This is a genomic window from Streptomyces sp. NBC_00846 (genome assembly GCF_045207325.1).
In the GTDB taxonomy this organism is placed as follows: domain Bacteria; phylum Actinomycetota; class Actinomycetes; order Streptomycetales; family Streptomycetaceae; genus Streptomyces.
The window spans coordinates 199,654-225,092 of record NZ_CP108846.1 but is presented as its reverse complement, the minus strand read 5'-3'; the positions used below and the strand labels follow the sequence as shown (position 1 = coordinate 225,092).

The 25,439-nt window shown below is 66.6% G+C and carries 25 protein-coding genes; 17 read left to right on the top strand and 8 right to left on the bottom strand.

The features are described from left to right. Positions 1-3: 3 nt before the first annotated feature. The 5 genes from OG936_RS01105 (at position 4) to OG936_RS01085 (ending at position 7,238) form a co-directional block, all read left to right on the top strand. Positions 4-2,226: an NADP-dependent isocitrate dehydrogenase gene (locus OG936_RS01105; protein ID WP_406491856.1), complete on the top strand. Its 2,223-nt coding sequence runs from the start codon at positions 4-6 to the stop codon at positions 2,224-2,226. Between the two features lie 221 nt (positions 2,227-2,447). Next, the gene (locus OG936_RS01100; RefSeq protein ID WP_406491855.1) at positions 2,448-3,221 is read left to right on the top strand and encodes a glucose 1-dehydrogenase; all 774 of its coding nucleotides are present in this window, start codon (positions 2,448-2,450) and stop codon (positions 3,219-3,221) included. A gap of 453 nt (positions 3,222-3,674) precedes the next feature. After that, positions 3,675-5,372, top strand: a complete 1,698-nt coding sequence (gene ctaD / locus OG936_RS01095) for a cytochrome c oxidase subunit I (RefSeq protein ID WP_406491853.1) — start codon at positions 3,675-3,677, stop codon at positions 5,370-5,372. Between the two features lie 29 nt (positions 5,373-5,401). After that, complete coding sequence (locus OG936_RS01090) at positions 5,402-5,743, top strand: hypothetical protein (RefSeq protein WP_406500288.1); 342 nt, start codon at positions 5,402-5,404, stop codon at positions 5,741-5,743. A gap of 133 nt (positions 5,744-5,876) precedes the next feature. Next, a complete protein-coding gene (locus tag OG936_RS01085) occupies positions 5,877-7,238 on the top strand; it encodes an NAD(P)/FAD-dependent oxidoreductase (RefSeq protein ID WP_406491851.1) in 1,362 nt (453 codons plus the stop codon). Between the two features lie 204 nt (positions 7,239-7,442). Here the strand turns inward: OG936_RS01085 and OG936_RS01080 are convergent, their stop codons facing one another. Genes OG936_RS01080 through mutA form a run of 4 tightly spaced genes read right to left on the bottom strand, consistent with a single transcriptional unit; the run spans position 7,443 to position 12,766 of the window. After that, positions 7,443-7,613 (bottom strand): aldo/keto reductase, encoded by a 171-nt coding sequence (locus OG936_RS01080; RefSeq protein ID WP_406491849.1) that lies wholly within the window; start codon positions 7,611-7,613, stop codon positions 7,443-7,445. A 60-nt stretch (positions 7,614-7,673) separates the two neighbouring features. Beyond that, complete coding sequence (gene meaB / locus OG936_RS01075; RefSeq protein WP_406491848.1) at positions 7,674-8,693, bottom strand: methylmalonyl Co-A mutase-associated GTPase MeaB; 1,020 nt, start codon at positions 8,691-8,693, stop codon at positions 7,674-7,676. A 12-nt stretch (positions 8,694-8,705) separates the two neighbouring features. Next, entirely contained in the window at positions 8,706-10,907 is a 2,202-nt protein-coding gene (gene scpA, locus OG936_RS01070) for a methylmalonyl-CoA mutase (RefSeq protein ID WP_406491847.1), read from the bottom strand. Next, positions 10,907-12,766, bottom strand: a complete 1,860-nt coding sequence (mutA, locus tag OG936_RS01065) for a methylmalonyl-CoA mutase small subunit (RefSeq protein WP_406491845.1) — start codon at positions 12,764-12,766, stop codon at positions 10,907-10,909. The genes scpA and mutA overlap by 1 nt, the downstream gene beginning before the upstream one ends. A 624-nt stretch (positions 12,767-13,390) precedes the next feature. Here mutA and OG936_RS01060 point away from each other — a divergent pair. The 8 genes from OG936_RS01060 (at position 13,391) to OG936_RS01025 (ending at position 20,936) form a co-directional block, all read left to right on the top strand. Next, the gene (locus OG936_RS01060; RefSeq protein ID WP_406491844.1) at positions 13,391-14,188 is read left to right on the top strand and encodes a tyrosine-protein phosphatase; all 798 of its coding nucleotides are present in this window, start codon (positions 13,391-13,393) and stop codon (positions 14,186-14,188) included. A gap of 160 nt (positions 14,189-14,348) precedes the next feature. After that, positions 14,349-15,287, top strand: coding sequence for a hypothetical protein (locus tag OG936_RS01055; protein ID WP_406491842.1), 939 nt, complete (start codon positions 14,349-14,351; stop codon positions 15,285-15,287). A 262-nt stretch (positions 15,288-15,549) separates the two neighbouring features. Next, complete coding sequence (locus OG936_RS01050; protein WP_406491840.1) at positions 15,550-17,082, top strand: recombinase family protein; 1,533 nt, start codon at positions 15,550-15,552, stop codon at positions 17,080-17,082. A 184-nt stretch (positions 17,083-17,266) separates the two neighbouring features. Next, the gene (locus OG936_RS01045) at positions 17,267-17,485 is read left to right on the top strand and encodes a hypothetical protein (protein ID WP_406491838.1); all 219 of its coding nucleotides are present in this window, start codon (positions 17,267-17,269) and stop codon (positions 17,483-17,485) included. Beyond that, positions 17,472-18,104: a hypothetical protein gene (locus OG936_RS01040; RefSeq protein WP_406491836.1), complete on the top strand. Its 633-nt coding sequence runs from the start codon at positions 17,472-17,474 to the stop codon at positions 18,102-18,104. Before OG936_RS01045 ends, OG936_RS01040 begins: the two co-directional genes overlap by 14 nt. 1,005 nt (positions 18,105-19,109) lie before the next feature. Further along, positions 19,110-19,364, top strand: coding sequence for a multiprotein-bridging factor 1 family protein (locus OG936_RS01035; RefSeq protein ID WP_406491835.1), 255 nt, complete (start codon positions 19,110-19,112; stop codon positions 19,362-19,364). A 21-nt stretch (positions 19,365-19,385) separates the two neighbouring features. Then, positions 19,386-20,060 (top strand): hypothetical protein, encoded by a 675-nt coding sequence (locus OG936_RS01030; RefSeq protein ID WP_406491833.1) that lies wholly within the window; start codon positions 19,386-19,388, stop codon positions 20,058-20,060. A 96-nt stretch (positions 20,061-20,156) separates the two neighbouring features. Then, complete coding sequence (locus OG936_RS01025) at positions 20,157-20,936, top strand: hypothetical protein (protein WP_406491832.1); 780 nt, start codon at positions 20,157-20,159, stop codon at positions 20,934-20,936. A gap of 279 nt (positions 20,937-21,215) precedes the next feature. Here the strand turns inward: OG936_RS01025 and OG936_RS01020 are convergent, their stop codons facing one another. After that, positions 21,216-21,440 (bottom strand): GntR family transcriptional regulator, encoded by a 225-nt coding sequence (locus OG936_RS01020; protein WP_406491831.1) that lies wholly within the window; start codon positions 21,438-21,440, stop codon positions 21,216-21,218. A 121-nt stretch (positions 21,441-21,561) separates the two neighbouring features. Here OG936_RS01020 and OG936_RS01015 point away from each other — a divergent pair, with 121 nt between their 5' ends. The 3 genes from OG936_RS01015 (at position 21,562) to OG936_RS01005 (ending at position 22,875) form a co-directional block, all read left to right on the top strand. Further along, a complete protein-coding gene (locus OG936_RS01015; protein WP_406491830.1) occupies positions 21,562-21,813 on the top strand; it encodes a hypothetical protein in 252 nt (83 codons plus the stop codon). Positions 21,814-21,907: 94 nt separating this feature from the next. Continuing rightward, the gene (locus OG936_RS01010; protein ID WP_406500287.1) at positions 21,908-22,303 is read left to right on the top strand and encodes a DUF1992 domain-containing protein; all 396 of its coding nucleotides are present in this window, start codon (positions 21,908-21,910) and stop codon (positions 22,301-22,303) included. Positions 22,304-22,383: 80 nt separating this feature from the next. Continuing rightward, positions 22,384-22,875 (top strand): GNAT family N-acetyltransferase, encoded by a 492-nt coding sequence (locus OG936_RS01005; protein WP_406491828.1) that lies wholly within the window; start codon positions 22,384-22,386, stop codon positions 22,873-22,875. A 71-nt stretch (positions 22,876-22,946) separates the two neighbouring features. On the opposite strand, the gene OG936_RS01000 is transcribed toward OG936_RS01005, so the two are convergent. Then, positions 22,947-23,336, bottom strand: coding sequence for a VOC family protein (locus OG936_RS01000; RefSeq protein ID WP_406491827.1), 390 nt, complete (start codon positions 23,334-23,336; stop codon positions 22,947-22,949). Positions 23,337-23,530: 194 nt separating this feature from the next. Here OG936_RS01000 and OG936_RS00995 point away from each other — a divergent pair, with 194 nt between their 5' ends. Further along, positions 23,531-24,046: a DUF6328 family protein gene (locus OG936_RS00995; protein ID WP_406491825.1), complete on the top strand. Its 516-nt coding sequence runs from the start codon at positions 23,531-23,533 to the stop codon at positions 24,044-24,046. A gap of 36 nt (positions 24,047-24,082) precedes the next feature. Here the strand turns inward: OG936_RS00995 and OG936_RS00990 are convergent, their stop codons facing one another. Continuing rightward, complete coding sequence (locus tag OG936_RS00990) at positions 24,083-24,910, bottom strand: VOC family protein (protein WP_406491823.1); 828 nt, start codon at positions 24,908-24,910, stop codon at positions 24,083-24,085. A 157-nt stretch (positions 24,911-25,067) separates the two neighbouring features. After that, positions 25,068-25,400, bottom strand: coding sequence for a DUF6479 family protein (locus tag OG936_RS00985; protein ID WP_406491822.1), 333 nt, complete (start codon positions 25,398-25,400; stop codon positions 25,068-25,070). Positions 25,401-25,439: the final 39 nt, after the last annotated feature.

The window sequence follows — 25,439 nt, the reverse complement described above, 5'->3', positions numbered from 1 at the left end:
AGGGTGACTGACTCGACCATCATCTATACACACACCGACGAGGCTCCGGCCCTGGCGACGTATTCGTTCTTGCCCGTCGTCCAGGCCTACGCCTCCACGGCCGGGGTCAATGTCGAGAGCCGTGACATCTCGCTGGCCGGGCGCATCATCGCCGGCTTCCCCGAGCGTCTCCAGGAGAGCCAGCGCATCGACGACGCGCTCGCCGAGCTCGGTGCACTGGCCAAGACGCCCGAGGCCAACATCATCAAGCTGCCGAACATCTCGGCCTCGATCCCGCAGCTGAAGGCTGCCATCGCCGAGCTCCAGGCGCAGGGCTACGCGCTTCCGGACTACCCGGACGACCCGCAGACCGATGAGGACAAGGACGTCCGCGCGCGCTACGACAAGGTCAAGGGCAGCGCGGTGAACCCCGTGCTGCGCGAGGGCAACTCCGACCGCCGTGCCCCCGCCTCGGTCAAGAACTACGCCAAGACGCACCCGCACCGCATGGGCAAGTGGTCCGCCGACTCGAAGACGAACGTCGCCACCATGGGCGTCGACGACTTCCGCTCCACCGAGAAGTCCACGGTCATCACCGAGCCCGGTTCGCTGCGGATCGAGCTCGCCGGTGACGACGGCAGCACCACCGTGCTCCGCGAGTCGGTGCCGGTGCTCGCGGGCGAGGTCGTCGACGCGGCGGTCATGCGCGTCGCGGCCCTGCGCGAGTTCTTCACCGCGCAGGTCGCCCGCGCCAAGGCCGAGGGCGTGCTGTTCTCCGTCCACCTCAAGGCCACGATGATGAAGGTCTCCGACCCCATCATCTTCGGCCACGTGGTCCGTGCCTTCTTCCCGAACACCTTTGCCAAGTACGGCCAGGTGCTCGCCGCGGCCGGTCTCTCCCCGAACGACGGCCTCGGCGGCATCCTCAAGGGCCTGGACTCGGTGCCGCACGTGGGCGCCGAGATCAAGGCGTCCTTCGAGGCCGAGCTCGCCGAAGGCCCCGCGCTGGCCATGGTCGACTCCGACAAGGGCATCACCAACCTGCACGTACCGAGCGATGTCATCGTCGACGCCTCCATGCCGGCCATGATCCGCACCTCCGGTCACATGTGGGGCCCGGACGGCAAGGAGGCCGACACCCTCGCGGTGCTCCCCGACAGCAGCTACGCGGGTGTCTACCAGGTCGTCATCGACGACTGCCGCGCCAATGGCGCCTTCGACCCGTCGACCATGGGCTCCGTGCCGAACGTCGGCCTGATGGCGCAGAAGGCCGAGGAGTACGGCAGCCACGACAAGACCTTCGAGGTCCCCACCACCGGTACGGTGCGGGTCGTCGACGGCAGCGGCAACGTCGTGCTGGAGCAGGCCGTGGGCGCGGGCGACATCTTCCGCATGTGCCAGGCCAAGGACCTGCCGATCCAGGACTGGGTCAAGCTCGCCGTCACCCGCGCCCGCGCCACGGGCGTCCCGGCCGTGTTCTGGCTCGACGAGGACCGTGCCCACGACGCGCAGCTGATCGCCAAGGTCAAGACGTACCTCGCCGACCACGACACGGACGGCCTGCAGATCGAGATCATGTCGCCGGAGAAGGCGACCGCGTTCTCACTGGAGCGCATCCGCCGCGGCGAGGACACGATCTCGGTCACCGGCAACGTGCTGCGTGACTACCTGACCGACCTGTTCCCGATCCTCGAGCTGGGCACGAGCGCGAAGATGCTCTCCGTCGTGCCGCTCATGAACGGCGGCGGCCTGTTCGAGACCGGCGCAGGCGGTTCCGCGCCCAAGCACGTCCAGCAGCTCGTCAAGGAGAACTACCTGCGCTGGGACAGCCTGGGCGAGTTCTTCGCGCTCGCTGCCAGCTTCGAGCACCTGGCGAAGACCACGGGCAACGCGCGTGCCCAGGTCCTCGCCGACACGCTCGACCGCGCGACCGGCACCTTCCTCAACGAGGACAAGTCGCCGAGCCGCAAGCTGGGCGGCATCGACAACCGCGGCAGCCACTTCTACCTGGCCCTCTACTGGGCCCAGGAGCTGGCGGCGCAGACCGACGACGCGCAGCTGGCGCAGGCGTTCGCCGGGCTGGCGAAGACGCTGGGCGAGCAGGAGCAGACCATCGTCGACGAGTTGATCGCGGTGCAGGGCTCGCCGGTCGACATCGGCGGCTACTACCAGCCCGACCCGGCCAAGGCGTCGGCCGTCATGCGTCCGTCGGCGACGTTCACCCAGGCCATCGCCGGCCTGAGCTGACGAGACCGGTACGGGAGGGGGCGTCCCGGCGCCCCTCACCCCTCACCTCTCGCCCCTTCCGCCCCGGCCGGCATCACGCCCGGCCGGGGCGGTCGCGTGTTGGGGGCCGGAACGGCCGAAGGCGCTCGTCCGGCGCCGGACGAGCGCCTTCGCTGTCGCGTACGCGGCGGTTCGTTCTCCGCGTAATCGCGTACGACGAGCCGCCGCCCCGGTAGGTTCGAATGACCGGATCAACTGCTCGTCGAGGGGGAGAGACCGTGCCGGCAGGAAAGAACGCGGTGGTCACCGGAGGATCGCGGGGTATCGGCCGCGCGATCGTCGAGCGCCTGTGCCGCGACGGGGCGCACGTGGTCTTCAACTACGCCACCAGCGACGAAGCGGCCGAGGAGGTCGTCCGCACGGTGCGGGACAACGGCGGTACGGCCATGGCCATCCGTCTCGACCTCGCGGACCCGGACGGGGCCCGGCAGCTGATGGAAGCCGCCGAGGAGCGGCTGGACGGATTCGACATCCTGGTCAACAACGCCGCACTGTGTCTCCCCCCGGCCCTCATCGCGGACACCGACCCGGAGGTGTTCGACAAGGTGATGGCGGTCAACACCAGAGCGGTCTTCATGACGATCCGTCACGCGGCTGTGCGGATGCGGGACGGCGGCCGCATCGTGAACATCTCCACCGCGAACACCGTGCGGCCGGGCCCCGGCATCTCCGCGTACGCCGCCAGCAAGGGTGCCGTCGAGCAGCTCACCGCCATCGCCGCCCGCGAACTCGGAGCACGCGGGATCACGGTCAACACCGTCTCGCCCGGCGCGACCGACACCGAGCTGCTGCGCGGCACCAATCCGCCGGAGGCGCTCGCAGCAGTCGCCGGTACGACCCCCCTCGGCCGACTGGGCGAACCCGCGGACGTGGCCGATGTGGTTGCCTTCCTGGCCGGCCACGACGGCCGGTGGATCACCGGCCAGAACGTGCGCGCGACGGGCGGGCTGGTCTGAGGCACGCCGGGGCGCCCGGACCGGTCACCGGTCCGGGCGTTCACCGCCCTCTCCGGTAACAACTTTGCCCGGTGCGGCAGTTCGGGTTGCCTCGAGGCGCCGCGGCGAACCGGTGGAGTGAACCGGCGCGCGGTCGTGGCCGGTTGAGCGGGAGAACTCCGCATCCCGCGCCGCGGACTATGACGTCGTCCGTCACCCCCGCCGAATCCCGCGTCGGGAGCGCGCGAAGGTGAGCGGGGGCGTGCGGAGCTGGGGCCCGGACCGGAGGGCGCCCTGACGAGTGAAAGTCACGCGACGGCGGGCGCAGGGCCGCACAGAGCGGCCCCGCGGCTGATTTGCTGCACCTGGAATCTGGCGTGACGCGCGCGGGAGCGGCCGGTCGGCCGGCCGGTGGAGGCGGCGCCCTGGCGGGTGCGCGGTCCACCCGCGAATGACAATCGAAGGAGCGTCCCAGTGACGACGACGGGCACAACAGGGGCAGCCGACGAAGAGGAGACGTACGCGAACGAGATTCCGGTTCGCGCCGGGCAACCGGGCAACGTCGTCATCAAGTGGCTGACCACCACGGACCACAAGACGATCGGCACGCTCTACCTCGTCACGTCGTTCGCCTTCTTCGTCGTCGGTGGTGTGCTGGCATTGGTCATGCGCGCGGAGCTGGCCCGTCCCGGTATCCAGATCATTTCGCCCGAGCAGTTCAACCAGGCGTTCACGATCCACGGCACGATCATGCTGCTGATGTTCGCCACCCCGCTGTTCGCGGGCTTCACGAACTGGATCATGCCGCTGCAGATCGGCGCGCCCGATGTGGCGTTCCCGCGGCTGAACATGTTCGCGTACTGGCTGTACCTCTTCGGCTCGCTCATCGTCGTGGCCGGCTTCGTCACCCCTCAGGGTGCGGCCGACTTCGGCTGGTTCGCCTACTCCCCGCTGACCGACGCGGTCCGCTCGCCGGGCATCGGCAGCGACATGTGGATCATGGGCCTGGCCTTCTCCGGCTTCGGCACGATCCTCGGCTCGGTCAACTTCATCACCACGATCATCTGCATGCGCGCCCCCGGCATGACGATGTTCCGCATGCCGATCTTCGTCTGGAACGTCCTGCTGACCGCTGTGCTCGTCCTGCTGGCCTTCCCGGTTCTCGCGGCGGCCCTGCTGGTGCTGGAGGCGGACCGCAAGTTCGGTGCGCACGTCTTCGCCCCGGCCAACGGCGGCGCGCTGCTCTGGCAGCACCTCTTCTGGTTCTTCGGCCACCCGGAGGTGTACATCATCGCTCTGCCGTTCTTCGGGATCGTCACCGAGATCCTTCCGGTCTTCAGTCGCAAGCCGGTCTTCGGCTACCTCGGTCTGATCGGGGCGACGATCGCCATCGCAGGCCTCTCGGTGACCGTGTGGGCGCACCACATGTTCGTCACCGGCGGTGTGCTGTTGCCGTTCTTCTCGTTCATGTCCTTCCTCATCGCGGTGCCCACCGGGGTGAAGTTCTTCAACTGGATCGGCACGATGTGGAAGGGATCGTTGTCCTTCGAGACGCCGATGCTCTGGTCGATCGGCTTCCTGGTCACCTTCCTCTTCGGCGGTCTGTCCGGTGTGATCCTTGCGTCGCCCCCGCTGGACTTCCACGTCTCGGACTCGTACTTCGTCGTCGCGCACTTCCACTACGTCGTCTTCGGCACCGTGGTCTTCGCGATGTTCGCGGGATTCCACTTCTGGTGGCCGAAGTTCACGGGCAAGATGCTGGACGAGCGGCTCGGCAAGATCACGTTCTGGACGCTGTTCGTGGGCTTCCACGGAACGTTCCTGGTGCAGCACTGGCTCGGTGTCGAGGGCATGCCGCGCCGCTACGCGGACTACCTCGCCGCCGACGGCTTCACCGCGCTGAACACGATCTCGACGATCTCCTCGTTCCTGCTCGGCCTGTCGATGCTGCCGTTCTTCTACAACGTGTGGAAGACCGCCAGGTACGGCAAGAACGTCGGGGTCGACGACCCGTGGGGCTACGGCCGTTCGCTGGAGTGGGCGACGTCCTGCCCGCCGCCGCGGCACAACTTCCTCACCCTGCCGCGGATCCGTTCCGAATCCCCGGCGTTCGACCTGCACCATCCCACGGTGCGAGCTCTCGACGAAGCCGTCCACCGTGACCAGCAGTGAGCACAGCGGTACCCGGAGAGGAGGAGCGTGTGGACCCCGACAAGGACACTGCCCGCGGCCTGGCACAACTGGAGGGCTATCTGCTGTGGAACGCCGAGGTCGAGGAGGCACGACGGCGGGCGGGCCGCTTCACCGACGAGTTGCCCTGGCTCACCACGGCACAGCGCGAGGACGTGCAGCGGGTCTACGCCGCGGACCATGTCGCCGCGTCGCGGGCCATGCTCTGCCGGATCTGTGACCGCGCCGCCGAACTGCGCGATGAATACGACGCGCGCTATCGCAGACTGCGGGCGCGCTGTGCAGCCGCCGGTGTCGTGCTCGTCGGCGCGGTCGGCGGCGCCTGTACGGCCGTCACGCTCCTGGTGCGCTGACCCCGGTCACGTCGTCCGTCCGCCGTCCTCAGCAGGCGAAGTCGCACGCGGCTCGTGAAGATGAGAAATGACGGGCGCGTGCGACGGGGCAGGCGAACGGACGACCGTGCAGGCCCGAGAAGGGACGAATACCGTGGCACGACCCAGGATTCTCGTTGTCGGCGCCGGATTCGCGGGGGTGGAATGCGTACGCCGTCTGGAGCGCGGGCTCATCCCGGGCGAGGCGGAGATCGCGCTCGTCGCCCCGTTCTCGTACCAGCTCTATCTGCCCCTGCTGCCCCAGGTGGCGGCAGGAGTCCTCACCCCGCAGTCGGTCGCGGTGTCGCTGCGCCGCAGCCGCAAGCACCGCACCCGGATCATCCCGGGCGGCTCCATCGGAGTGGACCCCAAGGCGAAGATCTGCATCATTCGGAAGATCACCGACGAGGTCGTCTACGAGCCGTACGACTACCTGGTCCTCAGCCCCGGGAGCGTCACCCGTACTTTCGACATCCCCGGCCTGCTCGACCACGCCTGTGGCATGAAGACCCTCGCCGAGGCGGCGTTCGTACGAGACCATGTGATCGCGCAGCTCGATCTCGCGGACGCCAGCCACGACGAGAACGAGCGGGCCTCGCGCCTGCAGTTCGTGGTCGTCGGCGGTGGCTACGCCGGCACAGAGACGGCCGCCTGTCTGCAGCGCCTCACCACGAACGCGCTCAGGCAGTACCCGCGGCTCGACCCGAAGCTGATCAAGTGGCATCTCATCGATATCGCCCCGAAGCTGATGCCGGAACTCGGGGACAAACTCGGCCGGAGCGCCCTGGAGGTGCTGCGCGGACGCGGCATCGAGGTGTCGCTCGGGGTCTCCGTCGCCGAGGCCGGACCGGAGAAGGTGACCTTCACCGACGGCCGGGTCGTGCCCTGCCGCACCCTGATCTGGACGGCGGGAGTCGCCGCGAGCCCGCTGGTCTCCACCTTCGACGCGGAGACGGTACGCGGCCGGCTGGCCGTGACGCCCGAGATGGTCCTGCCGGGCTTCGACGGCATCTTCGCGCTCGGTGACGCCGCGGCCGTACCGGACCTGAGCAGGGGCGGCGGGGCGGTCTGTCCGCCCACCGCGCAGCACGCCACGCGCCAGGGCCGCAGGCTCGCCGACAACCTCATCGCCACGCTGCGGCACCAGCCGCTGAAGCCGTACGTCCACAAGGACCTCGGCCTGGTCGTGGACCTCGGCGGCAAGGACGCGGTCTCCAAGCCGGTCGGTTTCGAAATGCACGGAATCGCCGCCCAGGCCGTCGCCCGCGGCTACCACTGGTCGGCGCTGCGCACCAATGTGGCCAAGGTGCGGGTGATGACCAACTGGATGCTCAACGCCGTCGCGGGCGACGACTTCGTACGCACCGGTTTCCAGGCCCGGAATCCGGCCAAGCTCCGTGACTTCGAGTACACGGACTCCTACCTCACCCCGGCACAGGTCCGCCAGCACACCGCCTCGCTGCACACCGGCACCTGACCCGTAACCGCTCGGCAGGACGCGGGATACGCCATGACCGAAGGCATCGGGACGGTCATCCGCTCCGGGGCGGCGTGGCCCGTGCGCGCACTCCCGGCCGGCCGCATCAGCCGTTGCCCTCGTGCCCGACCGTCAGCCCCGGGTCCCGTTCCGCCACCGGCTCAAGGATGTCGTCGATGCTCTTCAGCGGCTCCGCGTCGAGTGTCACACCCGCCGCCCGACGTTCTCCGTCGCCTGGTCGGGCCGGGAGGCCCCGGTGATCGCGGCGGAGACGTTGGGATTCTGCAGCACCCAGGCGACCGCGAGCCGGGCGAGACTCAGACCGGCCTGGTCGGCGAGCGCGTCAACGACGCGCTCGGCTACGAGCCGACGCACAAGTCGCTCGATACCAGCTCGATCTGTAGCCGGAGCCGGCCGCCGGACTGCCGTCACCCGTCAGCCCGCGGCGTCACCGGCCTCCGCCACCGCGACCGTGCCCCGGAACGCGCCCAGGATCTGCTCGGCCGCCAGCGTGGCCGTCAACTCGCCGTCCCGTACCCGCTGTTCCAGACCCGGGGTGAGTGCGCGCACCTCCGGATGGGCCAGCAGACTCTCCAGCAGCTCGTCCCGCACCATCGTCCAGGTCCAGTCGACCTGCTGGGCACGCCGCTTCGCCGCGAGCCGCCCGGTCGATTCGAGCAGCGCACGGTGCTGCTCCAGCCGCTCCCACAGTGTGTCGAGGCCGGTCGACTCCCGGGCGCTGCAGGTGAGGACCGGAGGTGTCCACGCCGCGTCCACCGGGTGCATCAGCCGCAGCGCGCCCGCCAGTTCGCGGGCGGCCGCGCGCGCGTCGCGCTCGTGCGGACCGTCCGCCTTGTTGACGGCGATGGCGTCCGCCAGCTCCAGGACGCCCTTCTTGATGCCCTGAAGCTGATCGCCGGTACGGGCCAGTGTCAGCAGCAGGAACGTGTCGACCATATGGGCGACCGCCGTCTCCGACTGACCGACGCCGACCGTCTCCACCAGCACCACGTCGTACCCCGCGGCCTCCATCACCACGATGGACTCCCGGGTCGCCTTGGCGACCCCGCCGAGCGTCCCCGCCGTGGGGGAGGGACGTACGAACGCGGCGGGGTCCACCGCGAGGCGCTCCATCCTGGTCTTGTCGCCCAGGATGGAGCCGCCGGTACGGCTGGAGGAGGGATCGACGGCCAGCACCGCGACCCGGTGGCCGAGCCCGGTGAGCATCGTGCCGAGGGCGTCGATGAACGTGGACTTCCCGACCCCGGGCACGCCGCTGATGCCGATGCGCCGGGCCCGGCCGGAGCGCGGCAGCAGCTCGCGCAGCAACTGCTGGGCCAGCGACCGGTGATCGGGGCGGGTGGACTCGACGAGAGTGATGGCGCGCGCGATGTACGCCCGCTTTCCGTCGAGCACACCCTTCGCGTAGCTGTCGATGTCGATCTTCGGAGCCATCGGTTCAGCGGCTCACAGCTCGTGGCCGAGCACGGCACCGAGCCGCGTCACCAGGTCGTACGCGGCATCCGGGATCACGGTGCCGGGCGGGAACACGGCCGCCGCCCCCGCCTCGTGCAGCGCCTGGACGTCCTGCGGCGGAATCACCCCGCCCACCACGATCATGATGTCGTCGCGGCCCTCGGCGGCGAGCTCCTCGCGGAGCGCCGGGACGAGGGTGAGGTGCCCGGCGGCCAGCGAGGAGACGCCCACGATGTGCACATCCGCCTCCACCGCCTGCCGCGCCACCTCGGCGGGCGTCTGGAACAGCGGGCCGACGTCGACGTCGAAGCCCAGGTCGGCGAAGGCCGTCGAGATCACCTTCTGGCCGCGGTCGTGGCCGTCCTGCCCCATCTTGGCGACCAGGATGCGCGGCCGCCGCCCCTCGGCCTCCTCGAACCGTTCCACCAGTGCCCGGGTACGGTCCACGGAGGGGGATTCACCTGCTTCGTTGCGGTACACACCGGAGATCGTACGGATCTGGCCCGCGTGCCTCCCGTACACCTTCTCCAAGGCGTCCGAGATCTCGCCCACGGTCGCCATCGCACGTGCCGCGTCGACGGCGAGTGCCAGCAGATTGCCTTCGAGGCCGGGTCCGGGGTTTTGCCCGGCCGCCACGGTCAGCGCGCGCAGAGCCTCCTGGCAGGCCGACTCGTCGCGCTCCTCGCGCAGCCGGCGCAGCCTCTCGATCTGCTGGGTGCGCACCGAGGAGTTGTCGACCTTGAGCACATCGATCTGCTCGTCGGTCTCCACCCGGTACTTGTTGACCCCGATCACCGGCTGGCGCCCGGAGTCGATCCGCGCCTGCGTACGGGCCGCGGCCTCCTCGACCCGGAGCTTGGGGATGCCCGCGTCGATGGCCCGCGCCATACCGCCCGCCGCCTCGACCTCCTCGATGTGCTGCCACGCCCGCCGCGCCAGGTCGTACGTCAGCTTTTCCACGTACGCACTGCCGCCCCACGGGTCGATGACCCGGCCGGTGCCCGACTCCTGCTGAAGCAGCAGCTGGGTGTTCCGGGCGATGCGCGCCGAGAAGTCCGTCGGCAGGGCGAGCGCCTCGTCGAGCGCGTTGGTGTGCAGCGACTGGGTGTGGCCCTGGGTGGCAGCCATCGCCTCCACGCAGGTCCGGGTGACGTTGTTGAACACGTCCTGCGCGGTCAGCGACCACCCGGACGTCTGCGAATGGGTGCGCAGGGACAGCGACTTGGCGTTCTTCGGTTCGAACTCCCGGACCAGCTTGGCCCACAGCAGGCGGGCCGCCCGCAACTTCGCGATCTCCATGAAGAAGTTCATGCCGATCGCCCAGAAGAACGACAGCCGCGGCGCGAACGCGTCCACGTCGAGACCGGCGTCCCGCCCGGCCCGCAGATACTCCACCCCGTCCGCCAGGGTGTACGCCAGCTCCAGATCGGCGGTCGCCCCCGCCTCCTGGATGTGATAGCCGGAGATGGAGATCGAGTTGTAGCGCGGCATCTTCTGCGAGGTGTACGCGAAGATGTCGGAGATGATCCGCATCGAGGGCTTCGGCGGATAGATGTACGTGTTGCGGACCATGAACTCCTTCAGAATGTCGTTCTGAATGGTCCCGGCCAGCTTCTCGGGCGGCACGCCCTGTTCCTCGGCGGCGACGATGTACAGCGCGAGTACGGGGAGCACCGCGCCGTTCATCGTCATCGACACCGACATCCGGTCCAGCGGGATGCCGTCGAAGAGCCGGCGCATGTCGTAGATCGAGTCGATCGCCACACCCGCCATGCCGACGTCGCCGGTCACCCGCGGATGGTCGCTGTCGTAGCCGCGGTGGGTCGGCAGGTCGAAGGCGACGGAGAGGCCCTTCTGCCCGGCCGCGAGGTTGCGGCGGTAGAAGGCGTTGGACTCCTCGGCGGTGGAGAACCCGGCGTACTGCCGGATCGTCCAGGGCTGGTTGACGTACATCGTCGGGTACGGGCCCCGCAGATACGGGGCGATGCCCGGATACGTACCGAGGAAATCGAGCCCCTCCAGGTCACGGCCGGTGTACAGCGGCTTGACCGTGATGCCTTCCGGGGTCTCCCACAGCAGATCGTCGTCGGAACTGCCGGAGGACTCCTTCACGGAATCGCGCCACTGGTCCTCGGACACCTCGGCGGCGCCGCCCGGTCCGAGCCCGATGTCGGAGAAGTCAGGGATACGCATTACGCCACACCCATACGGTCGAGGACGGAAGTGAGCACAGCCACCACATCGGAGCCCGCGAAGACGTACTCGTCGACGCCGGTGTACCCGCCGGGCCGGCCGGCGAGGAACACCCGCAGCGCGCCCGCCGAGCCCAGGGCCTCGGCGACCGCCCCGGCCTGCTCGGCGTAGAGCGCGTCGCTGGAACAGAGGCACGCCACGGTGGCCCCACTCGCCTTGAACGCGTCGGCGGCCGTCGCGGCGTCGACCGGGACCGGGTCGTGGACCGGCTCGATCCCGCCCGCCTGGAACAGGTTCGAGGCGAACGACGCCCGCGCGGTGTGCGCCGCGGCCGGGCCGAGCGCGGCGAGGAACACCCGCGGACGCTGTCCGGTCGCCGCGAGATGGGCGTCCGACCGGGCGCGCAGCGCCTCGAACGCCTCGTCACGACGGACCCGGGGCAGACCGCCCGGCGCCGTGGCGGACACGTCGGCGGGGGCCGCCTCGCGCTCCACCGGGCGCTCCGCCGGCTGCGGGAACTCACTGACCCCGGTGACCGGCTCCTTGCGCCGGGCCAGATCCCTGCTGCGGGCCGCCCAGGTCGACGCGAGCCGTTCCCCGATCATTCCCGAGCGCAGGGCGGCCGCCTGGCCGCCCGAGCGCTCGATCTCCTGGAAGAACGCCCAGGCGGCGTCGGCGAGTTCGGCGGTGAGCCGCTCCACGTACCAGGAACCGCCCGCCGGGTCGATCACCCGGGCCAGATGCGACTCCTCCAGCAGGATCGTCGACGTATTACGGGCGATACGCCGGGCGAAGGCGTCCGGCAGACCCAGTGCGTGATCGAACGGCAGCACGGTGACGGAGTCGGCCCCGCCGACCCCCGCCCCCAGGCAGGCCAGCGTGGTCCGCAGCATGTTCACCCACGGGTCGCGCCGCGTCATCATCACCGACGACGTCACCGCGTGCTGGCGCTGCGCCCCGGCGGCCCCGCACACCTCGGCGACCCGGGCCCACAGCCGCCGCGCCGCCCGCAGCTTGGCGATGGTCAGGAACTGATCGGCCGTCGCCGCGTACCGGAACTCCAGCTGGGCACAGGCCTCATCGACGCCGAGCCCGGCCTCCGTCAGTGCCCGCAGATATGCGACTCCGGTCGCCAGCGAAGCACCCAGCTCCTCGGCGGCCGAGCCGCCGGCCTCGTGGTACGGCAGGGCATCGACGGTCAGCGCCCGCAGGCCGGGATACTCCCGGGCGCACCGCCCGGCCCAGTGGACCGCCGCCGTGAGGTCGGGTCCGGCGCCGCTGCGGGCGGCCTGCCCGAGCGGGTCGGCGCCGAGGTTGCCGCGCGCGGCCTGCGCGTCGACGCCCCGCTCGGCGTAGATCCGGAGCAACTCCGTTGCCGCTGCGTCGAGTTCACCTCCAGCGTCGAGTGCCACGGGAGCGAGATCCAGATAGACGCCGTCCAGCGCCGCCGCCAGAGCGGCCACCGGAATGCCTCCGGCTCCGCCCACGGTCAGCCACAACGAGGTGACACCGTTCTCCAGATCGGCGAGCACCGCCTCGTTGAGGCGGGCGGCATCCGGCAGGGAGTGCCGCTGTCGTACGTCCCAGCCGCCCGCCGCGTTGCCCTCGGCCCTGCCGCCGCGGGTGAAGGGGGCGAAGCCCGGATATCCGGCATCGGGCGCGCTGTCGCGCGAGGTGTAGAGGGGGCGGGTGATGAGCCCGTCCTCCACCGTTGTGGACAGTGCTTCCTCGGCGGCCGAACCCGCAACATCCTTGCCCGACTTGCGCAGCACGCCTTCTACAAGGCTCTGCCACTGCTCGTGGGCGGGGTGAGGGAATTCGGCGGCCAACGAAAGCCCGTCGGCAGGCTGGACCGTCATGGCTCAGATGCTAGGTCAGGTCTCGGACGAGCAGCAGGCGCTCCGTCTGTGACGTTGCCCTCTCCGAGCGCACTTGATCCTTCACACACGGTCGCGTAGCCGACCCGGATCCACTCCTTGGTGCTTCCTCCAGTGAGGCTGGTATTTGCCCCATGAGTCACCCGAATGGATTGCAGCTGCGAGAGTCATTCGAATATCTTGTGCACATGCAGTCCTGCGCGATCGGGCAGGCGGCGCGGGGCGACGCCTCGTACACGTCGGTCCGCAAGCCCTCGCGATCACCGCGCCGGAAGCGGTCTCCGTGCAGGAGGCCGGACCCGGGAGAACCACCGCCCCGTCGCGCGCGGGCAACTGTTCCCGGTCGCGGTATACCGGGAATCGCGGCAGGCGCCCGGCTCCCGCACCGCCGGCCTGGAGAAGAATTTCCTACCCGGAGGGAACCGGAGAGAACTGGAGAACTGAAGAGAAGAGCTGGCGATTTCACATTCTCGCTGCCTCCCTCGGTGTCCTCTATCCACGTCCCTGCGGCGTTTTACTTTGTCGAATTCCCGACCGCGTGCGACGTTTGATCCGGCCAGCTGTCGAATCAATTCGGATACGTGTCGGGAAAAGGGGAAGTTCATCGTGCAGACCGCCAGGGCCGTCCCGGCATCCACCGTCGTCAATCTGCGCGATCTGGGCGGCATTTCTCTGGGTTCCGGCTACCAGGTCCGGCCGGGCGCCGTGCTGCGCTCCGGCCAGCTCAGCGGGCTGGACGCGGCGCGGGACATGGCGGTTGCCGAGCTCGGCATCCGTACCGTCGTCGATCTGCGGACCGCCGACGAGCGGAAGGCGGCCCCCGACCGGTTGCCTCCGGGCGCTCGGCTCTTCGTCGCCGACGTGCTCGGCGACAACCCGGGCGTGGCGCCCGCCCGGCTGCGTGCGCTGCTCGCCGACCCGGTCGAGGCGGAGCAGTTGCTGGGCGGTGGAAAGGCGGAGGAGATGTTCGCCGAGACCTACCGCCAGATGGTGCTTTCGCCGGGGGCCGCCGCCGCGTACCGGGCCTTCGTCGAGACGGCCGCCGACGACCGAGCCCGCCCGGTGCTCTTCCACTGCACGGCCGGCAAGGACCGCACCGGCTGGGCCGCGGCGCTGCTGCTGATGATGCTCGGTGCGGAACGGGACGTGGTGCGGACCGAGTTCCTCGCGGTGAATCCGGTCGTGCGGGTCGCCTACGCCCCGTACGTACAGGGCTTTCTGGACGCGGGCGGTGACCCGGAGATCGCCTCCGCGATCATCGAGGTCCGCCCCCGCTATGTCGACATGGCGCTGGACGCCATGGACGAGCGGTGGGGCGGGCTCGACGGATACGTGCGCGACGGACTGAGGATTCCCGAGGCCGCGCTGGAGCGGCTGCGCGGCGGACTCATGGTGTCTGCCTGAGTCGAACGGCCCCCCGGTTTCCTCCCCGGCGCCCCCGGCCGGTTTCTCATGGAGGCGGCGATAGTTGGTGCACTCCCGTGTTGACTTGATACCCCTAGGGGGTATGTTGTGGCTCATCGGGAAGCGCTGCCTTCCGATGGACCCGATGGAGGACACCGTCATGAACAACGCACTGAGGATCACCGCCTTCGCCGCCGCGCTCGCCGCGACCTTCGGGACCGCGTACGGCGTGGGCAGGGGCGTCGACCCGCTGGTGGCCGCGGAGGACCGTCCCGCAGGGCAGCACGCCGGCCACGGTGAGGGGGAGGAGGGCGGAGCGACCGGTGGGGCAGGCCGTGTGGCCGGGCTGCAGATCTCCGACGGTGGCTACACGCTGGCCCTCGAAACGCCCACGGTGCGAGCCGGAGCCCGGACCGCGATCAGGCTCGCCGTCGTGGACGACACCGGCCGCAAGGTCACGGCCTATCAGCGGGAGCATGGCAAGGAACTGCATTTCATCCTCGCCTCGACCGACCTCACCGAATTCCGCCACCTGCATCCCGTCCGCGCGGCCGACGGCACCTGGTCGACCACGGTCGACCTGCCCAAGGCCGGTGGATACCGGGCGTTCGCCGACTTCACCCCCGCGGCCGAGGGTGCCGAGAACCTCACTCTGGGCGCGGACCTGGCCGTTTCCGGCACCTACCGTCCCGCGGCTCTGCCGACTCCGAGTGCCGTCGCGGAGGTGGACGGCTACCGCGTCGCACTCGACGGCCGGCTCCGCGCCGGCCGGAGCGGCGAGCTGAAGCTGACCGTCAGCAGGAACGGCCGCCCCGTCACCGACCTGCAGCCCTACCTCGGCGCTTACGGGCACCTGGTCGCCCTCCGCTCCGGCGACCTGGCCTATCTGCACGTCCACCCGAACGAGGGCGGGCCGGGGCCCGTGGTGTCCTTCATGGCGTCGGTGCCCAGCGCGGGCACGTACCGGCTCTTCCTCGACTTCCAGCACGAAGGGAAGGTCCGCACCGCGGCCTTCACCGTCCGGGTGCCCGCGTCGGGGCAGGGTGCCGCCGACCGGCACGAGAGCGGGACCGGGGCACCCGCCGGGCACGCGCACTGAACCGTGCGCGGATGCCCGGCGACGGCGGCGACGTGACCCCGTGGACACGGCCGGCGCTACCGGGGTCCTGGGTATGGTGAAAGGGCCGGAATGCGAATCCCCGGAATACGAATCCGCCGAGAGGGGCGTACGTTGACCGAACGCAAGCCTGCGGGCGTCAGCTTCGAATCATGGGTCGACAAGCAGATCCAGACTGAATGACAAAACTCGGCTACCCTTGTAACCAAGGGGACAGGGAGTCCCCGGGGGAGGGGCAGGGGCCGTGACAAGAAGAGTCCTGTTCACAGAGCGCATCTCTGATGACCGTAACGAGAAGTCAGACTCGATCGAGAGTCAGCACGACAAACTAAGTCGTCGTGCCGAGACAGAAGGCGTCACCGTTGTTGGGGCCGCGGTTGACCTGTCAGTGTCCGGTGACGTTGACCCGTTCCAGAGGAAGGAACTGGGTCCTTGGCTGGCAGACGAGAACCTGTCCAAGTGGGACGAACTCTGGGTATCAACTCAGGACCGGTTGTCGCGGGACAACAAACACTTCCTCCTGTTCGTCTTCTGGGCCATTGAACACAACAAGATTGTTCAGGTCATGGACGATCCGGGATTCAATGAGCAGATGCACACCGAAACGGGTCTGCTGCTCCTCCATGCCAAGGCCCTTGGGCCCGCTATGGAGTTGAAGCGCATCAAGGTGCGAACAAAGGACAGTCACGAACGGCGTAGGTTCACCACCCGATGGACAGGCGGCATCCCTCCGTTCGGCTACCGCCCCGTACAGCGGTACTTGGAGGGCAAGACAGCCACGTATCTGGAGCAGGACCCTGCAATGGCAGCTGTCCTACACGAGATGCGACGTCAGATCGTCGCCGGTCAATCCTTCTTTGCCGTGGCCAAGTTCCTTAATGCGAAGGGTGAGCACACCGCAAGAGACAGGGCCCGTATCCGTAAGGGCAAGCCCGTACACCGACGGGGCGCAGCAGAAGGCGTACCGGAGCAGTGGAGTGAGACAACCATCAAGTCTCTGCTTAGTGATCCTGCCTTGCTTGGCCATAAGAAGCACAAGGGGGAAGTGCTCTATGACAGCCAGGGTCTGCCTGTCCAGGTGGCAGACCCCATCTTCACTAACGATGAATGGCAGGTACTACAGACCGCGGTTGAAGCACGTACCCGGACCAGGGTGCGTCGAGTCAACGGAACTTCACCACTGTATGGAGTTGTGTACTGCGGGGAGTGTGGCAGCAAGGCTATCCATAAGTCTTCCCACCACACTCCGTCTGGTGTGGACTACCGGTACTACAGCTGTGGAGCCTGGCCCAAGGAGGACAGGTGCCGTCGCGTCTCGGTACGTGCCGAGGAACCAGAGGAGTTCATCGAGATTGAGTTCCTACAGCGGTACGGGGCAAACCCTGTCACTGAAAAGGTGTGGGTGCCCGGCACTGACAACACCCGGGAACTTGAGTCAACGAGGAAGAGGATCTCTCGTCTGCGACACCTCTACGTCGAGGGGGAGTTCGATGACAGCCCCAAGGAGTACAAGGACCGCATGCACGCTCTCAGGACACGAGAGACAGAGCTGTCAGCAGAACCGGTAGTAGAGGGTCAATGGTCTGAGAAGGCTACCGGCCAGACGTTCCTAGAGCTTTGGGCCGGCTTGGACTTGGAGGGGCAGAGGCTCCAACTCATCAAGTCGGGTTACAAGGTGCTCATCGGGCGAAAGACGTTCACCATCACCCCGGAGCCTGAGACACCTCAGGAACGCACTGCCAGGCTCACACGCCTTGGCTACATGAAGAAGGCATGATCCACATCACACCATGACCCTGTAATACCAGTGCCATGGCAGACGATGTAGCTAGAGACAGGCGCAACTGACAAGTGGCGCCGCTACGCCAACACCTGCGTGACGCAGTGCAGCAGTACCCCTAGGGGCATGTCATCAACGACATGCCCCTTTTCCATGTCTGACAACGGATAGGACAGCGGAAATGACCGACGCTCAGAAGGAAATGGTTGTCCAGAAGGTTGGATACGCCGTTTGGTTCGGCGGCATGGAGCTAAGGGCCGCCATTTGGTTTGTGGCTGCTCTGTTTGAAGTGGAGATGACAGAGGCCACAGAGATTGTCCATGGCATTCTCGGAGACTGCGCCGTTGTCGAGATGACAGGAATTGCAGAGAAGATTGGGGACAAGCATGTTGAACACTGACGTTTACGGAGATGCCACGGCAGAGGAAATCAGGGCCCTTGGTTATGATCCTGATGACATGTGGGGTGCTCCCAGTGCCTGGGAGTTTGGCAATGAGCTTGCGGAATACAAGAAGAAGGTGGCCAAGGAGCAGCAGGAAGCTGTCTGGATCATCCCTGAGCAGCCCCAGCCGGCGGAGGAAGATTCCTCTTTCCCCGCCGGTGAAGAACTCGAACAGATTATGGCAGAAGTCTATGGGGAGACGAGTGCCGAGGCGGAGCAGACAGAGGGAGCACCTGCGGCCACGGTCAATGACACTGCCACGGCATCGGATGACAATTGGGAGGACATGACTAAGCGCCCCGGCGAATGGATTCAGGTTGTCAACCGGCAGGACATCCCGGATCGTGCCGTCCGGGTTGCGGTTGCCCTGGCTAGCTTTGGTGGTGGAGGGAACACCAAGGACGTATTTCCCACTATCGATACCTTGGCCGAAATGGTCCCGCGGAAGCGTAGGACCGTAGCCGAAGGTGTAGCCGATCTCAGGAAGGCAGATCTCATCCGGGAGCAGAGCCGAGTGTTCAACGGGCCTGTCACCTACAAGCTTGGGACTACCCGGAACCAAGGGGGGTCGCAGTAACCCCCCTTGTCAGGTGGGGTGTATGCACGTACTTGCATATACCTATGTGCACGTACTTGCATGGGGTGTATGCATGAACTTGCACACTAACTTCTAACTTAACTTCCCTACCTCCTTAAAGAGGTAGGGAAGCTTTAGAACTAATAGTAAGAAGAAGGTTCCTTGGCGATCTGATGAGCCAAGGGGATAGGAGAGTAGGAAGTTCTCCTCGGCTCCCTAGATGCCAAGGAGGAGCAGTTGAGATTCAGGACACCAAGGCAAGAGACTGAACGGAGTGAAGGAACGACAGGACCGAACGGAGAGAGGGACCAGACGAACTAGCCAGTCCCTTTTCGGGGACTGGCAGTGAGACCCACCAATTATTGGTGGGGAGGAGTGGCAACGACGGATACCTTGTTCCGCCCCCGCCAAGGCTGCTGTACGGCCTTCTGAGGGCCTGGGAGTACCTTCCTGGTCTCCTTACCCGGAGAGCCCACCCAGGGCTCTCCGGGTACCAAAGAATCGCTTCTAGCTGCCTAGGTCAACCCTCACTACTGATGAGGGTCGGAACCCTGGCTCTCCTGTGGGACGTAGAAGGGCTCTGTGTGCCCGTGTGCGCCTCTGCCTGCTACTCCCTGGCCTTCTCTGGACGTCTGGGAGGTTCCGCGGCTCTCTGGCAGGCGTAGAGAGGTCCAGGGACAGGACGTCCCGTAACGCCATTCCCTGACCTGGGGTTCTGTAGGCGTTACTTACTTGTGACCTAATCCCTGTCACAGAACCCCCCTTTGTGGCCACTACATCTTAGGTAGAGAGCAAAGAAGGCTCTCGACTTCCCCGCAGTACGTTGTCTCGTTCTCTCCTCCAATGCCCCGGGTATCTGAGCAGCCATGGTCTGGCCACCATGGTTGGGTTACGCCCGGTTGATTAGGTCCGGTTCCCCTTGTTTGTCATGCCAGGGGGGATCGGGCCTATTTCATTTGCCACCCATCCCCCTTTTCTCCCCGCATGGCGCCATGGAGGTTACACATGAAGGTTTCCATCTGGGACCGTGCTAGCTGGTCCACCATCCGACAGGTCAAGGGGCTCACCTACGAGACCCTGGCCAAGGAGTGTGGCGTTTACCGCTCCATTCCACAGAAGTGGTTTGCAGGAGACATCAACCCGACCTTGGCTAATCAGCTCAAGCTTGCCAAGGCGCTTGGCATCCCCCTGGTAGACATACTCGATTCTGTTGACCCTGTCGTGCGTAGTGCCATCCGCTACGCACTGAACAACGACTAATACACCCAACGATAGGAACGCATGACAATGAACACTCCTTTCTATGCACGTCTTACCGCGGCTGTCTCTCGACAGATTGTCCTTATCTCTGCTCTCCTGATATCCATGCCGGCCGAGGTACAGCTAGCCCGTGCCTCTGGCTTCAGTGGTGGCTATGAACTTCTAATGCCTCTGGTCCTCTCCCTTTACTCTGCTGCATCTGCTGTAATTGCTGCCAACCGTCCCCGTGGAACAAAGGGGCGGACATCTGCCATCGTCGGTAGTGGAGTGGCGCTTGGTATGGCTCTGTCTGCTCAGGTAGTCGGACATCTGATCACCTCTGGTTATATGACGTCTGGCCCCTGGCTTGTGGCTGCTGTCTCTTCTGTCCCTGCTCTGGCTGCTGCTCACATGCTCCATTTGGCACACGGTGCAAAGGCTCCAGTACCTGTCACTTCCGAGAATCTGGGACAGGACATCGAGAATAAGTCTGAAGATGACAAGGGTACTCGTTCAGTGAGTACCCCTGACAATGCCATCCCTGTTCCTGTCCGGCCCAAGCCCATTGGACGTCCCAAGCCTTCTATTCAGGCTATTCGTGAAGCCGCGGACACCTTGGATAAGACAGGTCAGAAGGTGACCTCTTCTGCTCTGGCTGCTTGGTTTAACGTCAGTGACCGTACCGGGGCACGGTACAAGGGAATGTTGGTGGCCTAATGGAAATCATAGTGACCCTGGCTCATATCACTGCACTTATTAATGGGCTTCTCGAACGGATCAAGACCTGCCAAGACAACGAGACGGAGATCTCCCATGGCTAATTTCATTGCTGACAACATTCCTGCTGACCTGCCTCTTTCCCCTAAGGTTAAGGCTCTCCGAAAGGCATACGAGGATTCAAAGACCAAGCTTGGTGATTACACCAGGGAGAATGCTCGATACCGTACCCGAGACGTTTCTCAGGTAGGCGAAATCAAGGCCCGTTACAGTACTCCTGCCTTGGAGGATGCCAAGGCAGAACTTAAGACACTGGAAATTGAAGCTGTCAGGGAGAGTAAGGCACTCCCCAATAAGGAAGTGTTCCTCGGTACTGTGCAAACCAAGATTGATGAATACGACCGTATCGTGTCGGCACTGGAGACCCTTGTTAAGCAGGCTCACAGTGTCTTCTCAGAGGCTGTCACAGAGGAACTTGTCCCTATGGGCCTGAAGGCTGCTAAGGCTGCTCAGAAGTGCCTTGATGCATGGAAGGTGGCAGAGGCTGCCGCTGTCTCTGCCAGGGAGGCTCTGGAGCGTAACGGGGCCTTGTTCACCTGGTGTGCCTCTGCGGGCAGTGTGGAGACTCTTCCCCTGGAAGGTGCCTCCGCCGGCAACAATGCGGAGTACTGGGAACTGTCAGAGGATGGACGTCTGACTACCGAGGCTGCCACTGAACTTGGATTTGCAGGAATTGGCCTTGTTGAAGGTCTCGTGGTTATGCCGGCTCCGGTAGTTGATGAGCAGGCAGAGGCTGAGGCCGAATTCTGGCGTACTCACAAGCCTCGTATTCATGCTGCAAAGTCTGAGGGTTATGGAGACAACTGGGAACACTGATCAAATGACTAGGCCCCCTGTCGAAAGGCAGGGGGCTTACTCGTGTTTTCTGAGTTCTGTTTCAGGTCACGGTTTTGTAAAGTTCAATACCCGTACGCGATCGAAGGAGTGCCCTCCCGGCGGGTTCCTTAATCGTGTACATATACATTACCCCGGGTGCGGCAATCATATGAACCAAGTGATAACGGGCGGCAGGCTGTCGATCGACATGAGCCAGGGAATGAATGAAAGAAGTGGGCAGGAGATCATTCATTCTTTCAATGGGGATACCAGGGAGAGTCAGACGACGAACGAACCGATACCGTTCTCTGTCCGGATCAAGCCCCGGTTCCGTAGGTCCGTCAGAGCCTTCCTCGCTGTCACCTGGGCCACGTTGAACTCACCGCACAGGGCGAGGATGCCGGGCAGCTTGGAGCCGTGCGGGTAGGTCCCATCGCTGATACGGGACTCAACCACGGCCACCATCTGCACCCACTTGGCACGGGTGGGATCAAGCTCTGTCATAGGTCAACACTGCGTGCTGTGATCACCTACGGCGAGGGATAGCGAGCTATAGCAAGGTGGCGTAGCCTCGGAGTCCAGGACTACCGAGAGGGGACAGGCAATGCAGCTACAGAGGATGCCGGTGGACGGAAGCGGGAAGACGGCTTACTGCCAACCGGGAGGGCTTGTCTCAGCGATCGCCTATGCCGCGGAGGAGAAGGTGCTAGAGGTAGCCGCCGAGGATGTGGCCAGAGCGCGGGCCCTGGCAGTGGACAAGGATGTCACCCGGGCGGAGTTGATCTCTGCTCTACTCTTCCTGTCTCACTCCTGTCTGGCTGTCATCGACGTCGCAGGGTGCCGGTTGGAGCGAGCGGAGCAGCAGTTGACAGAATGAAAGAATGATGGTACGGCAACTGCCTCCATGCTGAGCCCCTGGTGCTGACTGCCAGGGGCAGTTTCATGTCCAGGTCTACGGACAGTCATTCTGGCTGGTCAGGGGCACTGTTTGTAGAAACATCTGGACCTGGAAGCAGATCCGCGAGTCCGAGCAGCGCGGTGACTTCTCGCAGTTGCCGGGATTCGGAAAGCCGCTCGACTCCCTTGACGCGCCGTACGACGAGACCTGGTGGATCAAGCGGAAGATGCAACATCAGGGGGTGTCGGTGCTCCCGCCGGTCCTGGCCCTGCGCAAGGAGGCGGAGGATGTGCGTGAGGCCGTGTCCGGGGCGCGGACGGAGGCCGACGTGCGGCGCATGCTGGCCGAGGTCAACGAGAAGATCCGGGCGGCCATTCGGCGACCGCCGCCGGGGCCCCTGCTGAACCTCGAGCCGTTCGACATCGACGCGGTGGTCGAGGAGTGGCGCGTGGCCCGGCGCTCGTCGTAGTCCCCGGGGGCTCGGGGGCAAAGCCCTCGCAGCGATCGTGCACGTCCCGGACACACGACCGGATGCGTAATACTCCCTCTATGAGATCGGGCATTACGCGCACGGGTGACGGTGCGCGTCGCGAGGACGTACGGATCAGGCGCGCGACCGCACAGGACGCCCGGCGGCTCACCCGGCTGGTCAGGGCCTCCCGCGCCTACGAGGGTCACTATGCCGCCATGGTCGCCGGATACCGGGTGGGACCCGACTACATCGAGACCCACCGGGTCTTCGCGGCCGTCGGGGCCGGCACCGAGCGGGTCCTCGGCTTCTACGCGTTGATCCTCGATCCGCCGGAACTCGACCTCATGTTCGTCGCCGACGACGCACAGGGCCTCGGCATCGGGCGGCTGCTCATCGGGCATCTGCGCGAGGAGGCGCGGCGCACCGGTCTGACCGGCGTCCGCATCGTCTCGCATCCGCCCGCCGAGGGCTTCTACCGGAGTGTGGGCGCCCGGCGCACCGGCACCCTCGCCGCCGACCCGCCCGTTGTGATGTGGGACCGGCCCGAACTGGTGCTGCCGGTCGCCTGAACCGACGGGAGAAGGGCGCGGCCGGAACCCGTGCGCGGTATCCGGCCGAACCCCCTTTCTCTTACGCCGAGTTACGAGGGGAAGCCCCCGTACGGACGCGTGATGATCTCCATGGCGTGACCGGCGGGATCGAGGAAGTACACACCTCGGCCGCCGTCGTTGTGGTTGATCTCGCCCGGATGCTTCCGATGCGGGTCCGCGTAGTAGGTGAGCCCGAGCTCCTTGATGCGGGCGTACGCCCTGTCGAACTCGGGCTCCGAGACGAGGAAGGCGTAGTGCTGCAGGGCGATCGACGCTTCGGGAACGGTCGCGAAGTCCAGGGTGACGCCGTTCGCGGTGGCGACCGGGATGAACGGGCCCCATTCCGTGCCGACTTCCAGGCCCAGTATGTCCGCGAGGAACTCGGCGGACTCCCGGTTGTCCCGGGCGGAAACGATGGTGTGATTCAACTCGACTGACACTGTGGAATGCCTCCAACGGGCATCTCACGGGCACCTCCACGCCTCACCCGGCCGGTGACCGACGCGCGATGCCGTACTCAAGATCCTAGATGCGTCCGGACGGCTCGTCGAGGGCACCGCGTGATCGCCGTGAGGTCTACGGTGGTCGAGGTGGAACAGACGACGCACTCCGCGCATCGGGACGGAGGCTCACGGTGACCTCGACACCCTACGACTCCGGCGGCCGGGACCCCGGAACGGGCCGCGACGAGACGCCCGAGGAGCGGGCGGACCGGCGGTGGGGGGAACTGCTCCAGGAACTGCGGGTCGCCCAGACGGGCGTCCAGATCCTGTTCGGCTTCCTGCTCGCCGTCGTCTTCCAGCCGCGCTTCGCCGAACTGTCGGACACCGACCGCATCATCTACGTGGTCACCGTGATGCTGGGCGCCGCCACCGTCGCCGCTCTGATCGGGCCCGTCTCGTACCACCGCCTGGTCGCCGGACGGCGGCTCAAGCCGCAGACGGTGACCTGGGCAGCCCGGCTGACCGTGCTCGGACTGGTCCTGCTGGTGTGCACCATGTGCTCCACCCTGCTGCTGATCCTGCGGGTGGCCCTGCACGATTCCCTCGCCCTGGTGCTGGTCGCCGGTATGGCGCTGTGGTTCCTGGTCTGCTGGTTCGTGATCCCGGCCCGGGCGCTGGCTCGCTCCACGCGTGAACGCGAGAAATGACCGTTGCGCGGGGCAGCGCTGTACGGGGCGGCCGGATCAGCCCGCATCGCCCGCCGTGGGGTCCCGGACGTCCGTGACCGTGAAGAGCCCGCCGTCCGGGTCCAGCAGGGTCGCCTCGCTGCCCTGCCCGAGCGGACGCTGCTCGACCAGGCTGCCGCCGTGCCGCCGTGCCGCCTCGACCGTGACCGCCACATCGGCGACGGGAAAATGCACCTGCCAGTGCGGACGGACCAGCGGATCGGGTGCCGCCTCCACCGCTCCGGAGCTGATCCGGGCGAGCCGGCGCCCGTTGCAGTCGACGATGACCTCGTCCTTCTCGTACGACACCTCGCAGCACCCGGGGCGACCACTCGCCCAGTCGAGCACCCCACCGTAGAAGATCGCCGCGTCGAAGGCGTTCCTCGTGTGCAGCCGCAGCCAGGCGTGCGAGTAACCGTCCGGCGCCGGGGGCGACGTCGCGGGCTCGGTCCGCTCCCAGATACCGAACACCGCGCCGTCGAGATCGGCCGCCAACGCCCCACGCCCCTTGCCGAGCGCGAGCGGCCCCACCGCGACCGTGCCGCTGCGCTCACGGATGCGTGAGGCCGCCGCGTCGGCGTCGGGGACGGCGAAGTAGGGCGTCCAGGCGACGGCCACCCGGTAGGCCGCCGCCACCGCGCCGATGCCGGCGACCGGTACATCCCCGCGGCGAGCGACGGAGAACTCCTGCCCCAGCTTGCCCGGCCGGAAGGTCCAGCCCAGCACGGCGCCGTAGAACTCCTGCGCCGATCCCAGGTCGCGGGTCATGAGATTGACCCAGCAGGGCGCTGCGGATCCGGTCAGCGGTGCCGGCATCGACGCCGCCCCGGGATGGCTTCCGGTCATGGTCCCAACTGCCTTCATCGGTTCTGCGGCCTTCGCGTGCCGGTGGCCGTCGGAGCCTCACCAGCCTCACCGCGTGCAGCGACTCCCGCAACACGCGGCGGCGCCGCGCACTGCGCTGCGGCGCGGTGCGGGGACCGGCCTTCCGGCCGTCGGGAGATCAGTCGCGCTGCTCGTCGGTGTCGCGATGGATGGGCTGGTTCCCGCGGTCACCGAGCTCGTAGGGGGACAGCCCCCGGCCATTGGGCGGGAAGCTGTCGTCGGCGTGGACATCGCGTTGCTCGACGTGGCTCCGGTGGTCCGGCCGCGGTGGCTGGTCCTCGGGCCGGGGCGGCGGCGGCTCCTGGGCCCGGCGCTTCTTGCCCAGCCAGAAGCCGCCGATCAGCAGGGCCACGACCGCCAATCCGAAAATGCCCATCACCGCGCCGACCGCGCCGCGCCCGCCGGCGAGGGTGAGGGCCAGTGAACCGAGGTCTCCGTTCGATACGTCCATGCCTCCCGGATACCCCGAGGGGCAGGCATCAGTCGGTAA

What these genes read in the sequence shown, in the direction of transcription:
- mutA (WP_406491845.1), bottom strand. Translation starts at nt 12,766, where the DNA reads ATGACGGTCCAGCCTGCCGACGGGCTTTCGTTGGCCGCCGAATTCCCT.
- OG936_RS01040 (WP_406491836.1), top strand. Translation starts at nt 17,472, where the DNA reads ATGTTGAACACTGACGTTTACGGAGATGCCACGGCAGAGGAAATCAGG.
- OG936_RS01025 (WP_406491832.1), top strand. Translation starts at nt 20,157, where the DNA reads ATGGCTAATTTCATTGCTGACAACATTCCTGCTGACCTGCCTCTTTCC.
- OG936_RS01030 (WP_406491833.1), top strand. Translation starts at nt 19,386, where the DNA reads ATGACAATGAACACTCCTTTCTATGCACGTCTTACCGCGGCTGTCTCT.
- scpA (WP_406491847.1), bottom strand. Translation starts at nt 10,907, where the DNA reads ATGCGTATCCCTGACTTCTCCGACATCGGGCTCGGACCGGGCGGCGCC.
- OG936_RS01020 (WP_406491831.1), bottom strand. Translation starts at nt 21,440, where the DNA reads ATGACAGAGCTTGATCCCACCCGTGCCAAGTGGGTGCAGATGGTGGCC.
- OG936_RS01055 (WP_406491842.1), top strand. Translation starts at nt 14,349, where the DNA reads ATGAACAACGCACTGAGGATCACCGCCTTCGCCGCCGCGCTCGCCGCG.
- OG936_RS01005 (WP_406491828.1), top strand. Translation starts at nt 22,384, where the DNA reads ATGAGATCGGGCATTACGCGCACGGGTGACGGTGCGCGTCGCGAGGAC.
- OG936_RS00990 (WP_406491823.1), bottom strand. Translation starts at nt 24,910, where the DNA reads ATGACCGGAAGCCATCCCGGGGCGGCGTCGATGCCGGCACCGCTGACC.
- OG936_RS01045 (WP_406491838.1), top strand. Translation starts at nt 17,267, where the DNA reads ATGACCGACGCTCAGAAGGAAATGGTTGTCCAGAAGGTTGGATACGCC.
- OG936_RS00985 (WP_406491822.1), bottom strand. Translation starts at nt 25,400, where the DNA reads ATGGACGTATCGAACGGAGACCTCGGTTCACTGGCCCTCACCCTCGCC.
- OG936_RS01100 (WP_406491855.1), top strand. Translation starts at nt 2,448, where the DNA reads ATGACCGGATCAACTGCTCGTCGAGGGGGAGAGACCGTGCCGGCAGGA.
- meaB (WP_406491848.1), bottom strand. Translation starts at nt 8,693, where the DNA reads ATGGCTCCGAAGATCGACATCGACAGCTACGCGAAGGGTGTGCTCGAC.
- OG936_RS01035 (WP_406491835.1), top strand. Translation starts at nt 19,110, where the DNA reads ATGAAGGTTTCCATCTGGGACCGTGCTAGCTGGTCCACCATCCGACAG.